This window comes from Xanthomonas sp. CFBP 8151 (assembly GCF_011761885.1).
GTDB lineage: Bacteria > Pseudomonadota > Gammaproteobacteria > Xanthomonadales > Xanthomonadaceae > Xanthomonas > Xanthomonas arboricola_B.
This window is the reverse complement of record NZ_JAASQZ010000001.1, coordinates 1,620,614-1,632,732: the sequence shown is the minus strand read 5'-3', so window position 1 is coordinate 1,632,732 and position 12,119 is coordinate 1,620,614. Positions and strand designations below refer to the sequence as shown.

At 65.9% G+C, this 12,119-nt stretch carries 12 protein-coding genes; 5 read left to right on the top strand and 7 right to left on the bottom strand.

Features of this window, described 5'->3' with window-relative positions; genetic code table 11:
- Window positions 1–5: 5 nt before the first annotated feature.
- Window positions 6–773 (bottom strand): RNA methyltransferase, encoded by a 768-nt coding sequence (locus FHT08_RS06865; RefSeq protein ID WP_104537112.1) that lies wholly within the window; start codon window positions 771–773, stop codon window positions 6–8.
- A gap of 116 nt (window positions 774–889) precedes the next feature.
- Here FHT08_RS06865 and FHT08_RS06860 point away from each other — a divergent pair, with 116 nt between their 5' ends.
- Window positions 890–1,723: an inositol monophosphatase family protein gene (locus FHT08_RS06860; RefSeq protein WP_016905058.1), complete on the top strand. Its 834-nt coding sequence runs from the start codon at window positions 890–892 to the stop codon at window positions 1,721–1,723.
- A gap of 211 nt (window positions 1,724–1,934) precedes the next feature.
- Here the strand turns inward: FHT08_RS06860 and FHT08_RS06855 are convergent, their stop codons facing one another.
- Window positions 1,935–2,546 (bottom strand): superoxide dismutase, encoded by a 612-nt coding sequence (locus tag FHT08_RS06855; protein ID WP_016904847.1) that lies wholly within the window; start codon window positions 2,544–2,546, stop codon window positions 1,935–1,937.
- 257 nt (window positions 2,547–2,803) lie between these two features.
- Here FHT08_RS06855 and FHT08_RS06850 point away from each other — a divergent pair, with 257 nt between their 5' ends.
- Window positions 2,804–3,253: a ribonuclease gene (locus tag FHT08_RS06850; RefSeq protein WP_166774644.1), complete on the top strand. Its 450-nt coding sequence runs from the start codon at window positions 2,804–2,806 to the stop codon at window positions 3,251–3,253.
- Complete coding sequence (locus FHT08_RS06845; protein ID WP_166774643.1) at window positions 3,250–3,675, top strand: barstar family protein; 426 nt, start codon at window positions 3,250–3,252, stop codon at window positions 3,673–3,675. The genes FHT08_RS06850 and FHT08_RS06845 overlap by 4 nt, the downstream gene beginning before the upstream one ends.
- A gap of 221 nt (window positions 3,676–3,896) precedes the next feature.
- Here FHT08_RS06845 and FHT08_RS06840 read toward each other — a convergent pair whose 3' ends face one another.
- On the bottom strand, window positions 3,897–5,789 hold the full coding sequence (locus tag FHT08_RS06840) for an ATP-binding cassette domain-containing protein (RefSeq protein ID WP_166774642.1): 1,893 nt from the start codon (window positions 5,787–5,789) through the stop codon (window positions 3,897–3,899).
- A 135-nt stretch (window positions 5,790–5,924) separates the two neighbouring features.
- Between FHT08_RS06840 and dbpA the strand changes: the two genes are divergently transcribed.
- Window positions 5,925–7,301 (top strand): ATP-dependent RNA helicase DbpA, encoded by a 1,377-nt coding sequence (dbpA, locus tag FHT08_RS06835; protein WP_024939307.1) that lies wholly within the window; start codon window positions 5,925–5,927, stop codon window positions 7,299–7,301.
- Between the two features lie 129 nt (window positions 7,302–7,430).
- On the opposite strand, the gene FHT08_RS06830 is transcribed toward dbpA, so the two are convergent.
- Together FHT08_RS06830 and FHT08_RS06825 are read right to left on the bottom strand one after the other, a co-directional pair.
- The gene (locus FHT08_RS06830; RefSeq protein ID WP_104537865.1) at window positions 7,431–7,991 is read right to left on the bottom strand and encodes an adenine phosphoribosyltransferase; all 561 of its coding nucleotides are present in this window, start codon (window positions 7,989–7,991) and stop codon (window positions 7,431–7,433) included.
- Between the two features lie 93 nt (window positions 7,992–8,084).
- Window positions 8,085–9,641 carry a YdiU family protein gene (locus tag FHT08_RS06825; RefSeq protein ID WP_104537108.1) on the bottom strand — a complete coding sequence of 519 codons (1,557 nt, stop codon included), beginning with the start codon at window positions 9,639–9,641 and terminating at the stop codon, window positions 8,085–8,087.
- A gap of 169 nt (window positions 9,642–9,810) precedes the next feature.
- On the opposite strand from FHT08_RS06825, the gene FHT08_RS06820 reads away from it, so the two are divergent.
- Entirely contained in the window at window positions 9,811–10,689 is an 879-nt protein-coding gene (locus tag FHT08_RS06820) for an alpha/beta hydrolase (RefSeq protein ID WP_166774641.1), read from the top strand.
- A gap of 140 nt (window positions 10,690–10,829) precedes the next feature.
- On the opposite strand, the gene FHT08_RS06815 is transcribed toward FHT08_RS06820, so the two are convergent.
- Entirely contained in the window at window positions 10,830–11,528 is a 699-nt protein-coding gene (locus tag FHT08_RS06815; RefSeq protein WP_104604909.1) for a glutathione S-transferase, read from the bottom strand.
- Between the two features lie 176 nt (window positions 11,529–11,704).
- The gene (locus FHT08_RS06810; protein WP_006451993.1) at window positions 11,705–11,914 is read right to left on the bottom strand and encodes a cold-shock protein; all 210 of its coding nucleotides are present in this window, start codon (window positions 11,912–11,914) and stop codon (window positions 11,705–11,707) included.
- Window positions 11,915–12,119 lie beyond the last annotated feature (205 nt).

The following is a 12,119-nucleotide window of genomic DNA, read 5'->3' as shown; positions in this document are numbered from 1 at the left end:
AGACGTCAGCTTCCGGCGCGCTTCGCCAGCATGGCCATGCGCTGCGCGTCGGACAGAATGCCGCGCAGCAAACGTACCTCCTGCTCGCTCATGTCCGCGCGCAGCAACAGCCGCCGCAGCTTGCGCATCGCCGACTCCGGTGCGCGCCCCTTGTGGAAGTCGATTTCGTCCAGGGTCTGGCCCAACTGGCCGAACATGCCCTCCAGTTGAGCATGGCTGGCCGGGCCGTCGCGCAGCGCGCCGGCCGCCGTGGCGGGTACGGCCTCCGCTTCGCCGGCCGCCAGCTGCGCCCGCCGCACCTCGTACGCCACGACTTGTACCGCCGCCGCCAGGTTGAGCGAGCTGAACGCCGGGTCGGACGGGATATGCAGTGCCGCATGACAGAGCTGTAGCTCGTCGTTGGTCAACCCGGTGCGCTCGCGGCCGAACACGATCGCCACCTCGGCCGGTTCGCCGGCCTTGGCCCAGGCACGGCGCGCGCCCTCGTCCGGCGGCAACTCCTCCAGCGCGACCCGGCGCGCACGCGCGGTGCAGCCGATCACCAGGGTGCAATCGGCCACCGCCTCGGCCAGGGTGGCGAGGATCGGTGCCTCGCCGAGCACGTCTTCGGCACCGGCCGAACGCCGATAGGCGTCTTCGTCGAGCGCACGCTCCGGCGCCACCAGCACCAGGCGCGACACGCCCATCGTCTTCATCGCGCGCGCGGCGGCGCCGATGTTGCCTGGATGCTGGGTGCCGACAAGAACGAAACGGATGCGCTGGCTGACGGACATGAACGGAGATTGGGGAGCGATTCGGTCGTAGATGGTAAACTGCGCGGCCGGCTTTGGTGCCGGACCGCTCTTTTACCTTCGCCATTTTCGATTCTGCCTTCACGGGAGCTTTAACCATGCAGAAACCCGCCGTCACCGTCATGGTCAAAGCCGCCCGCCTCGCCGGCAATGTGCTGTTGCGCGGCATCAACAAGCTCGATGCGCTCAACGTGGTGCAGAAAGGCCGCATGGACTATGCCAGCGAAGTTGATGCCGATGCCGAAAAGGTCATCATCAAGGAACTCAAGCGCGGCTACCCGGAGTACGCCGTGTTCGGCGAAGAAGGCGGCGTGCAAGGTGGCAAGAGTGGCCGCTACACCTGGGTCATCGATCCGCTGGACGGCACCAGCAACTATCTGCGCGGCTTCCCGCATTACTGCGTGTCGATCGCGCTGGTGGAAAACGGCGAGCCCACCGATGCGGTGATCTTCGACCCGCTGCGCAACGAGCTGTTCACCGCCAGCCGCGGCGCCGGCGCAGTGCTCAACGACCGCCGCATCCGCATCGCCGAGCGCAAGGACCTGGAAGGTGCGATGGTCCACACCGGCTTCCCGCCGCGCGAGCGCGCACGCATCAGTGCGCAGCTGAAGTGCGTCGATGCGTTGCTGGTGCAGGCCGAGGATGTGCGTCGTACCGGTTCTGCCGCACTGGACCTGGCCTATGTGGCCTGCGGCCGCGCCGATGCGTATTTCGAGGCCGGCGTCAAAGCCTGGGACATCGCGGCCGGCGTACTGCTGGTACGCGAAGCCGGTGGCCGCGTCTGCGATTACAAGGGCGCCACCCCGCCGCGTATGGACAACATGGGCCCGGAAACGCAGCAGATCGTGGCCGGCAACATCAAGATCAGCGACGCCCTGCAAAAGGTCATCGTCAACACCGGCTACGCCCGCGAGTTCGACGCCAAGTTCTGATCGCTCCCCGAGCACAAGTCCTGGTCGACGCCCGCACAACGTAGGAGCGCACCCGGGCGCGACAGGCTTTCCCGGCGGCAAAACCCCTCGCGACCAGGGTCGCTCCTACGACAGCTCCGCATCTAACGAACAAGGCCGGGATCGCTCCCGGCCTTGTTCGTTGGGTGCCGCTGTCACAGCGCTACGCAGAACCTAGCGCTGATGCAGGACGTCAGGCGATCGCAGCGTGGTAGCGGCGCTCGACTTCTTCCCAGTTCACCGCGTTGTAGAACGCGCCAATGTATTCCGGGCGACGGTTCTGATACTTCAGGTAGTACGCGTGTTCCCACACGTCCAGGCCCAGGATCGGGGTGTTGCCTTCGAACAGCGGACTGTCCTGGTTGGCAGTGCTTTCCACCACCAGCTTCTTGTCCGGGGTCACGCTCAACCAGGCCCAGCCCGAGCCAAAACGGCTGACGGCGGCCTTGGTGAAGGCTTCCTTGAACTTCTCGAAACCGCCAATGTCCTTGTCGATCGCCTTGGCGACCTCGCCCTTGGGCTCACCGCCGCCATTGGGCGACAGCACGGTCCAGAACAGCGAATGGTTGGCGTGGCCGCCACCGTTGTTGCGCACCGGGCCCTGCAGGTTTTCCGGCAGGCTCTTCAGCTTGGACACCAGCTCTTCCACCGGCAGGTCGGCGTACTCAGTCCCTTCCAGCGCCGCGTTGACGTTGTTGATATAGGTCTGATGATGCTTGGTGTGATGGATTTCCATCGTCTGCGCATCGATGTTGGGTTCCAGCGCGTCGTAGGCGTAGGGCAACTGCGGGAGGGTGTAGGCCATGCGTGTCTCCTGGGCTTGCCGCCCGGCGAAGACCGGGCGTTGCGGGGTAGATGGTAGGGACGGCGTCGGCGCTTACCAAGGGTGTTGGCAGGGAAACTTCATCCCATCGCATGCCGCGTCGTATCCGCTGCACACCTTGCACCATGCCCCGGTTACTTGGGCGTGAACCGCCTCGCCACCCGGCGCGTTCAAAGTCGACACAGTCGTGCAGCGGCATACTTGCCCTGCCGTCTCCACACGCTGTTTCCGGACCTGTCATGCGCAAGCCCGCTTTACTGATCGTCGCCATCGTGCTGCTCGTCGCCGGGTTGTGGGGCATGCGTGCGATGCAGACGCCCAAGCCGCACTTCGCGCCACAGCTCAGTGCGCCGATCGCCGCGGCTGCACCGGTCGAACGCTCGCCGCAGCAGCAAGAGCTGCCGGGATTTCTACCGACCGAGGCAATGGCCACGATCGTATTGATCCAACGCGGCGGGCCGTTTCCGCATCAGCAGGACGGCAGCGTCTTCGGCAATCGTGAGCAGCGCTTGCCCGAGCGTCCGCGCGGCTATTACCACGAATACACCGTGGAAACGCCGGGCAGCCCCGATCGCGGCGCGCGCCGTCTCGTCACCGGCGGTACGCCGCCGCAGGCGTGGTATTACAGCGACGATCATTACCAGAGTTTCAGATCATTCCAGGGTCCGGCGGGGGAGCAGGCGCCATGAGCACAGGCGCTTTCGCACTGGATCTGTCCGACCCGCAGCAATCGGGCGTCTATCAAGCCGAGACCGGCGACCTGGACACCATGGCCGCGCTCGCACGCGATGCCGGCCTGCACATCCTGCGCGTGGACCTGGCCAGCTGCAGCGACAAGCACAGGTTGCTGATGCGCCTGGCCACCCAACTGGACTTCCCGGCCAGCTTCGGCCGCAATTGGGACGCGCTCTCCGATGCCTTGCGCGATCTGGCATGGCTGCCGGCGTCGCATGGCTATGCGCTGCTGATCGACGGCGCCGATGCGCTGGCCCGCACTGCACCGAACGACCGCAACACCTTGCTGGATATTCTCGACGAGGCGGCCACCGCCTGGGCCGCGCGCGGGCTGACGTTTGCGGCATTCGTGGCGCCTGCGAGTGCCTGCGACTAGGCGCTGCCTGCGAGACGCACTGCAAGACCACTGGTACACGGCGCGACCATCAGACGCATCACGCAGATGATCGCCGATGAGCTGCGCGTATCCATCCCGCGTTTTACCCTACGCACCGTCCGAACGGCGGTCATCGCGCAGTGGACGTGGTGTGCGCGCTTGCAAGCTGTTCGAGGCACGAATCCACAAGGCCGGCACGCAGTCGCGCACCGGCCCGATCGTCAACTATCCAGCTCGCTCCAGCGCGCGAACGCCGCGTCCAGCTGCGCCTGCGCATCGCCCAATGCGGCGGTATGCGCAGCCATCGCCGCGCTGTCGCGCTGGTAGAAGGCAGGGTCGTTCATCGCCTCGGTCAGTGCCGCGACCCGCTGCTCCAGAGTTTCGATCAACGCCGGCAACTGCTCCAGCTCACGCGCGTCCTTGTAGCTGAGCTTGCGCTTGGGCGCGGCATCGGCCGGCAGCGCAGCCGCCACCGGCGTGGTCGCCGCTGCCGTCGACGATGCCTTGGCGACCGCCATCGCGTTGGGCGCCGGGGTCCGACGCTGACGCAGCGAATCGCTGTACCCGCCGACGTAATCGCCGATCAAGCCCTCGCCTTCCATCACCAACGTCGAGGTCACCACGTTGTCGAGGAAGTCGCGGTCATGGCTGACCAGCAACAAGGTGCCGGTATATTCACCCAGCAGCTCTTCCAGCAGCTCCAGCGTTTCCACGTCCAGATCGTTGGTCGGTTCGTCCATCACCAGCAGGTTGGACGGCTGCGCGAACAGGCGGGCCAGCAGCAGCCGATTGCGCTCGCCACCGGACAGCCTGGTGATCGGCGCACGTGCGCGCTCGGGGGTGAACAAAAAGTCCTGCAGATACGCATGCACATGCTTGCGCTTGCCATTGATCTCGATGAAATCGCGGCCTTCGGCCACGTTCTCGATCGCGCTCCAGTCCTCGCGCAGCGTGGAACGGTACTGATCGAAGTAGGCGATCTGCAGATTGGTGCCGATGCGGATCTCGCCCTGCTGCGCCTGCAGATCGCCCAGCAACAACTTCAGCAAGGTGGTCTTGCCGCTGCCGTTGGGGCCGATCAGCCCGATCCGGTCGCCGCGTTGGATGATGGTCGAAAAATCCTTGACCATCGTGCGCGCGCCGAACGCGAAGCCGACCTCCTTGGCCTCGATCACCTTCTTGCCGGAGGACTCGCCCTGCGAGACTTCCATGCGCACGTTGCCGGTCAGGTCGCGGCGCTGCACACGCTCGTTGCGCATCGATTCCAGGCGCCGTACGCGGCCTTCGTCGCGGGTACGCCGCGCCTTGATGCCCTGACGGATCCAGATTTCCTCCTGCGCCAGCATCTTGTCGAAGCGCGCATTTTCCTGCGCCTGCGCATTGAGCCGCTCTTCACGGCGACGCTCGTAATTGGCCCAGTCGCCCGGCCAGCTGGTGACCTGTCCACGATCGATCTCGACGATGCGGGTGGCCAACGCGCGCAGGAAGCGCCGGTCATGGGTGACGAACAGCACGCTGCCGTTCCAGTTCTTCAGGAACGACTCCAGCCAGTCGATGGCCTCGATGTCCAGATGGTTGGTCGGCTCGTCCAGCAGCAGCACATCCGGCGAGGACACCAGCGAGCGCGCCAGCAGCACGCGCCGCTTCATGCCGCCGGACAGCCGCGCAAACTCCGCATCGCCGTCCAGCTCCAGCTTGGTCAGCGTCTCGCTGACGCGCTGATCCAGCGCCCAGCCCTCGGCTGCATCGATCTTGGCCTGCACCTTGCCGAACGCGTCGGCATCGAACACATCGGCATGGCTGAGCTGATGGAACTCGGCCAGCCAATGACCCAGTTCGCCCAGGCCGTCGGCCACCACGTCGAACACGCTGCCGCCGGTACCCTGCGGCACTTCCTGCTCCAGCCGCGCGATGCGCACGCCCTGTTGCACGCGCACTTCGCCGTCGTCGGGCTTGAGCTCGCCGGCAATCAGTTTCATCAAGGTCGATTTGCCGGCGCCATTACGGCCGATCAGGGCGATACGCTCGCCCGGCTCGATCGTGAGGTCGGTTTTTTCCAGCAACAAGGGGCCGCCGACGCTGTAGTCGACGCTTTGCAGAGTGATTAAAGGCATGCGCTGATTGTACGGGAATCGGGAATGGTGAATCGGGAATGGAAAAGCCTCGCCGTTGCGATTCCCCATTCCCCATTCCCCATTCCCCATTCCCCATTCCCCATTCCCCACTCCCGATTCCCGCTAAAATGCGCCATGAACGAATTCTCCGCGCTGCCGCTGTCGCCGGCCCTGGCCCCCGGCATCGACGCCCTTGGCTACACCGTCCTTACACCCATCCAGGCGCAGAGCCTGCCGCCGATCCTGCAGGGGCTGGACGTCATCGCCCAGGCGCCGACCGGTAGCGGCAAGACCGCCGCCTTCGGGCTGGGGCTACTGCAGAAGCTCGATCCTGCATTGACCCGCGCGCAGGCGCTGGTGCTGTGCCCCACCCGCGAGCTGGCCGATCAGGTCGGCAAGCAGCTGCGCAAGCTGGCCACCGGCATCCCCAACATGAAGCTGGTGGTGCTGACCGGCGGCATGCCGCTCGGCCCGCAACTGGCCTCGCTGGAAGCGCACGACCCGCAGGTGGTGGTCGGCACGCCCGGCCGCATCCAGGAACTGGCCCGCAAGCGCGCCCTGCATCTGGGCGGCGTGCGCACGCTGGTGCTGGACGAGGCCGACCGCATGCTCGACATGGGCTTCGAAGAACCCATCCGCGAGATCGCCAGCCGCTGCGACAAGCACCGCCAGAGCCTGCTGTTCTCGGCCACCTTCCCGGACATCATCCGTACGCTGGCGCGCGAGATCCTCAAGGACCCGGTCGAAATCACCGTCGAAGGCGCCGACAACGCGCCGGAAATCGACCAGCAATTCTTCGAGGTCGACCCGACCTACCGGCAGAAGGCCGTCGCCGGCCTATTGCTGCGCTTCAATCCCGAATCCAGCGTGGTGTTCTGCAATACCCGCAAGGAAGTGGACGAGGTGGCCGGCTCGCTGCAGGAGTTCGGCTTCTCCGCGCTCGCCCTGCACGGCGACATGGAACAGCGCGACCGCGACGAAGTGCTGGTGCGCTTCGTCAACCGCAGCTGCAACGTGCTGGTGGCCAGCGATGTGGCCGCACGCGGGCTGGACGTGGAAGACCTGTCGGCAGTGGTCAATTACGAGCTGCCCACCGATACCGAAACCTACCGCCACCGCATCGGTCGCACCGCACGCGCCGGCAAGCGCGGATTGGCGCTCAGCCTGGTGGCCTCGCGCGAGACCGGCCGCGCGCAGGCGCTGGAAGCCGAACAGGGCCAGCCGCTGAAGTGGTCGCGCGCACCCTTGGCCACCGCCCGCCCGGCGCAGCTGCCGCAGGCGGCCATGACCACGCTGCGCATCGACGGCGGCAAGACCGACAAGCTGCGTGCCGGCGACATTCTGGGTGCGTTGACCGGCGAAGCCGGGCTCTCGGGCGCGGCGATCGGCAAGATCGCGATCTACCCCACCCGCTCCTATGTCGCCATCGCCCGCGCGCAGGTCGCCAAGGCGCTGGCGCATCTGCATGCGGGCAAGATCAAAGGACGCCGGTTCCGGGTCAGCAAGCTGTAATCAACGCGCGGCAGCGACCCTGCCGACCAACCGATCGAGCGGCAGCGATAGCGCCTGCCGCACGCTCCACGAGGATGCGCACGCTTGCGCATTCCTGTTTTCAGAAAGCCTATCGGCAAGGCACCTGGATCAATAGCGCAACGTGGCCAGCAACGGCACGTCGTTGGCCCACTTCTCACGGCCCTGCAGCGCCAGCAGCTCCACCAGCACCGCCGCGCCGACCACTTCCAGCTCCAGCTGTGCGGCCAGACTCAAGGCTGCGCGCAGCGTACCGCCGGTGGCAAGCACGTCGTCGACGATCAACACACGGGCACCGCGTGGCAACGCATCCTCGTGCATCTCGATGCGATCGGTCCCGTATTCCAGCGCGTATTCCTGGACCAGGGTACGCCCGGGCAATTTGCCGGGCTTGCGCACCGGCACGAACCCGGTGCGCAGCTCGCGCGCCAGCGCCGCACCCAGGATGAAACCGCGCGCTTCGATGCCAAGCACCGCATCCAGCGGCGTGGTGCGCCAGGGCTGCGCCATTTCGTCCAGCGCGGAAGCGAAGTCCGGGCCATCGGACAGCAGCGGCGTGATGTCCTTGAAGACGATGCCCGGCTTGGGAAAATCGGCGATGTCGCGGATCCGTTCGGACCATTGATTGGGTCCGGAAGAATTGGTGCCGGCGCAGCGGGTGCAGTCAGTCATGGTGGTGGTGGCGTCAGGGCCGGTGGGGACCACCTATTCTAGGCTGCGCGGACTCACGCCGCTGCGGTCACGACGGACCTGCGTCTGAGCGCGTCAGGAACTGCAGGACAGCATCGAGCAACCTGCTCGGTCGCGCGCCCAGTCCGGCCGCCGCGCGGCAAACGCCTCGCGGCCCGGCTGATCGTCGTACGGGCGACGCATGACCTCCAGCAACGCCTGCACGCCGGACGGATCGCCCTGCTCGGCCAGATCGATCGCCTGCTGCGCCAGATAATTGCGCAGCACGTAGCGCGGGTTGGCCAGGCGCATGCGTTCGCGCCGCTCCTCCGGCGACAGCGTGTCCTGCTGCAGCCGCTCAGCGTAACGCTGCAGCCATTCCTGCAACTGCGCGGCATGCGCGAGGCGCTTGTCCTCGTCATAGAAAGCCTCACGCAACAGATCAGGATCGGGATGCTCCGGCACCAACGCGATCAGGCCGCGGAAGGTCAGCGTCATGTCCATTTCCGCGTTGTGCATCAGCGCGCGCAGCGCATCGATCAACTGCAGATCCTCGTCGCGGCAGTCGGCCAGACCCAACTTGGCAGCGGTGTCGCGCCTGTCGCAGGCCAGGTAGGTATCGCGGAAGCGATCCAGCCCCTGCTGCAACCGCGCCTGGTCGGCGAACAGTGGCGCCAGCGCCTGCGCCAGGCGCCCCAGGTTCCAATAGGCGACCTGGGGCTGGGTGCCGAAGCGATAGCGGCGGCCCTGCGCATCGGTGGTGTTCGGCGTCCAGTCCGGGTCGTAGTCGTCGACCCAGCCATAGGGGCCGTAATCGATGGTCAGGCCCAGAATTGACATGTTGTCGGTGTTCATCACCCCATGCACGAAGCCCACCCGCATCCAGTGCGCCACCATCACCGCGGTGCACTCGCAGACCTGTGCGAACCATGCTGCGTAGAGCTCCTCGCCAGCACCTTCCAGCTGCGGAAAGTCGCGCGCGATGGTGAAGTCCACCCATTGCCGCAGCAGCGCCAGATCGCCGCGCGCACTTGGCAGCTCGAAGTTGCCGAAGCGGATGAACGACGGCGCCACCCGGCACACGATCGCGCCCGGCTCGCGCTGCGGCCGGCCGTCGTAGAACATGTCGCGCATCACCGCATCGCCGGTGGTGACCAGGCTCAGCGCGCGCGTGGTCGGCACGCCCAGGTGATGCATGGCTTCGCTGCACAGGAATTCTCGGATTGACGAGCGCAACACTGCGCGGCCATCGGCACCGCGCGAGTAAGGGGTCGGGCCGGCGCCCTTGAGCTGCAACTCGTAGCGACCGCCATCGATCCCGATCGCCTCGCCCAGCGAAATCGCCCGGCCATCGCCCAACTGGCCGGCCCAATGTCCGAACTGGTGCCCGCCATAATTGACCGCCCACGGCTGCATGCCTGGGTACAGCGCATTGCCGGACAACACCTCGGCAAAGCGCGCACTGCCGATCTCCGCCTCATCCAGCCCCAGCCGTTGGGCGACATCGGCCGAATACGCCAGCAGGCGTGGCGCGGCCACCGGCGTCGGCATCACCGTCGACCACGCAGCGCGCACTTCGCGGCGGCGTGGACCTTGTTCGGAATCACCGGGCAGCTGCTGTCGCAGGCGGTTGTCAAACTGCAGAGTCGTCATGCGTGCCAGCGTAGGCCAGCGACAGTGAACTTCGCATGGGCAACCACGCATCCGGCGTTGCGCACGTACCGTATCTTCGATCAGCTGGCCGCCAGCAAGCGGGCTGGTCCTGCACACGCCGGCGACAGCCACAGCGTTATTCCTCCCCGCCCCTCAAATGACATTGCCCATGCCCTCGCGCGCCTATCGCTGGTTTCGCCCCACCCTCCTGCTGCTCGGCTCGCTGACACTGACCGCCTGCAGCAGCGTGTTCTTCGGCGGCATCAACGCCGCCTCCAGCCGCGACGGCATTGTCGAGCACCGCGACCAGGTGTTCGATCCGGCGCATGGTCTGGCCCTGGACGTCTACCAGCCGCGCGGCGCGGTGGATGCACCGGTGGTGGTGTTCTTCTATGGCGGCACCTGGAAGCGCGGGACGCGCGCCAACTACCGCTGGGTCGGCCGCGCGCTCGCACGCCAGGGCGTGGTGGCGATGGTGGCCGACTATCGCAAGTATCCGCAGGTCGGCCTGCAGGGCTTCATGTCCGACGCTGCCGGCGCCACCGCCTGGGGCTATCGGCATGCGCACGACTACGGCGGGAACCCGGCGCGTCTGGCGGTAATGGGCCACTCCGCCGGCGCGCACATGGCCGCGCTGCTGGGTACCGATGCGCGCTGGCTGCAGACGCAAGGCCTGCAACCCCGGCAGCTGTGCGGGGTGGTGGGATTGGCCGGGCCTTACGACTTCCTGCCGTTGACCGATCCGGAGCTGATCGAGATCTTCGGCGAGGCACCGGCCGCACAACAGCAATCGCAGCCGGTGCACTACGTCGGCGGCGACGAACCGCCGATGCTGCTGCAGCACGGCGATGCCGATCGTGTGGTCGAGCTGCAGAACAGCACCTCGTTGCAGCACGCCCTGCAACGCAAGGGCGGCACGGCCGAGTTGAAGGTCTATCCGGGCATGGGCCATCTCGGCATCGTGCTGGCGCTGCGCAAATCGCCCGAGCGCTCACCCGTGCTGCGCGACACCCTGCAGTTCCTGCGGCAATGTCGGGCGCCCGATTGATTTGTGGCCGCTGCCGGCGAGTCTATGTGGCGCGGGATTGGGGAATCGGGATTTGGGATTGGCCAACCCCTAGCAGCGCACCGGCAAGCGCGGCGACCTGCAGCTTCTGTGGGCACAGACTCGACACGGCGACAGCGGCATCACGCGGCGGGCTTGCGCCCCATCAGCTCGAACGGGCCGCCCTTCTTCAGCGCGGCCTGGTACGCCGGACGCGCTTCGATACGCGCGAGAAACGCACGCAGGCGTGGATAGCTTTCCAGCCCGCCGCCGCGCGCAGCCGCGGCCTGTACCGGAAAGCTCATCTGGATGTCCGCCGCAGTGAAACGCTCACCGGCAAACCATTCGCTCGCCTGCAGCGACTGCTCCATCCAGTCCAGATGCAGTTTGAGCTGCGGACCGACAAAGCCCGACATCGCCTTGTCCACGATGGCACGTGCGATCGGCCTGGCGAAGAACGGCATCGGCGCACTACGAATCCGCCCGAAGATCAGCGTCATCAGCAACGGCGGCATCGCCGAGCCTTCGGCGTAATGCATCCAGTAACGGAACTTCAGGCGCTCGGGCGATTCCAGCGGACGCGGCGGCGGCGACAGCGCGCATTCGGTGTCGTAGCGTTCGGCCAGGAACTCCAGGATCGCGCCGGACTCGGCCACGGTCAGATCGCCGTCGACAACCACCGGCGACTTGCCAAGCGGATGGATCGCACGCAATGCCGCCGGCGCCAGCATGGTCTTGGGATCGCGCTCATGCCGCACGATCTGGTACGGCAGCGCCAGTTCTTCCAGCAGCCACAGCACGCGCTGGGAACGGGAATTGTTGAGATGGTGGACAGTGATCATGAAAGAGGCTGCACGCGGAAACCGCATATGCTACCGGTCGCCGTGTCGTCGCTGTGCTCACCCGAACGGGGCGAACAGCCCGATACCGCCTGTTGCACTGACGCAATCGCGCCCAATAAAAAACGCCGGTCGCTTGCGCGACCGGCGTTTTTGGCAACCTTACGGCTGCAGACGGATTAGACCGCCTGCACCTGGTCAGCCTGCATGCCCTTCTGGCCCTGCACGGCGACGAAGGTTACCTTCTGGCCTTCCTGCAGCGACTTAAAGCCGGTGCCCTGGATGGCACGGAAGTGCACGAACAGGTCCGGGCCGCTTTCCGGGGTAATGAAGCCGAAGCCCTTGGCATCGTTGAACCACTTCACGGTACCGCTCTGACGATCTGACATTTACAAACTCCTGAACTATAGATGGATAAATCGCAGCGTCCGAAAAGCCGGAGCTGAGACTGAGTTGCAGGCGTTGGTAAAGCGGAACGATGAAGCGAGATCTGTAACGATCCGGCTGCATCAGGCCACGATTCACGGTGACCCTTGCAAACACAGTGCGTGCACAGTACTCGTGTTCCCAGCAAAAAGCGACACCTTGCGTCAA

Bases quoted from the DNA above. Each gene is read 5' to 3' on its own strand.
- FHT08_RS06810 (WP_006451993.1), bottom strand. From the start codon at position 11,914: ATGTCAGATCGTCAGAGCGGTACCGTGAAGTGGTTCAACGATGCCAAG.
- FHT08_RS06850 (WP_166774644.1), top strand. From the start codon at position 2,804: ATGCGCAAGCCCGCTTTACTGATCGTCGCCATCGTGCTGCTCGTCGCC.
- FHT08_RS06845 (WP_166774643.1), top strand. From the start codon at position 3,250: ATGAGCACAGGCGCTTTCGCACTGGATCTGTCCGACCCGCAGCAATCG.
- FHT08_RS06825 (WP_104537108.1), bottom strand. From the start codon at position 9,641: ATGACGACTCTGCAGTTTGACAACCGCCTGCGACAGCAGCTGCCCGGT.
- FHT08_RS06840 (WP_166774642.1), bottom strand. From the start codon at position 5,789: ATGCCTTTAATCACTCTGCAAAGCGTCGACTACAGCGTCGGCGGCCCC.
- dbpA (WP_024939307.1), top strand. From the start codon at position 5,925: ATGAACGAATTCTCCGCGCTGCCGCTGTCGCCGGCCCTGGCCCCCGGC.
- FHT08_RS06855 (WP_016904847.1), bottom strand. From the start codon at position 2,546: ATGGCCTACACCCTCCCGCAGTTGCCCTACGCCTACGACGCGCTGGAA.
- FHT08_RS06820 (WP_166774641.1), top strand. From the start codon at position 9,811: ATGCCCTCGCGCGCCTATCGCTGGTTTCGCCCCACCCTCCTGCTGCTC.
- FHT08_RS06815 (WP_104604909.1), bottom strand. From the start codon at position 11,528: ATGATCACTGTCCACCATCTCAACAATTCCCGTTCCCAGCGCGTGCTG.
- FHT08_RS06860 (WP_016905058.1), top strand. From the start codon at position 890: ATGCAGAAACCCGCCGTCACCGTCATGGTCAAAGCCGCCCGCCTCGCC.
- FHT08_RS06865 (WP_104537112.1), bottom strand. From the start codon at position 773: ATGTCCGTCAGCCAGCGCATCCGTTTCGTTCTTGTCGGCACCCAGCAT.
- FHT08_RS06830 (WP_104537865.1), bottom strand. From the start codon at position 7,991: ATGACTGACTGCACCCGCTGCGCCGGCACCAATTCTTCCGGACCCAAT.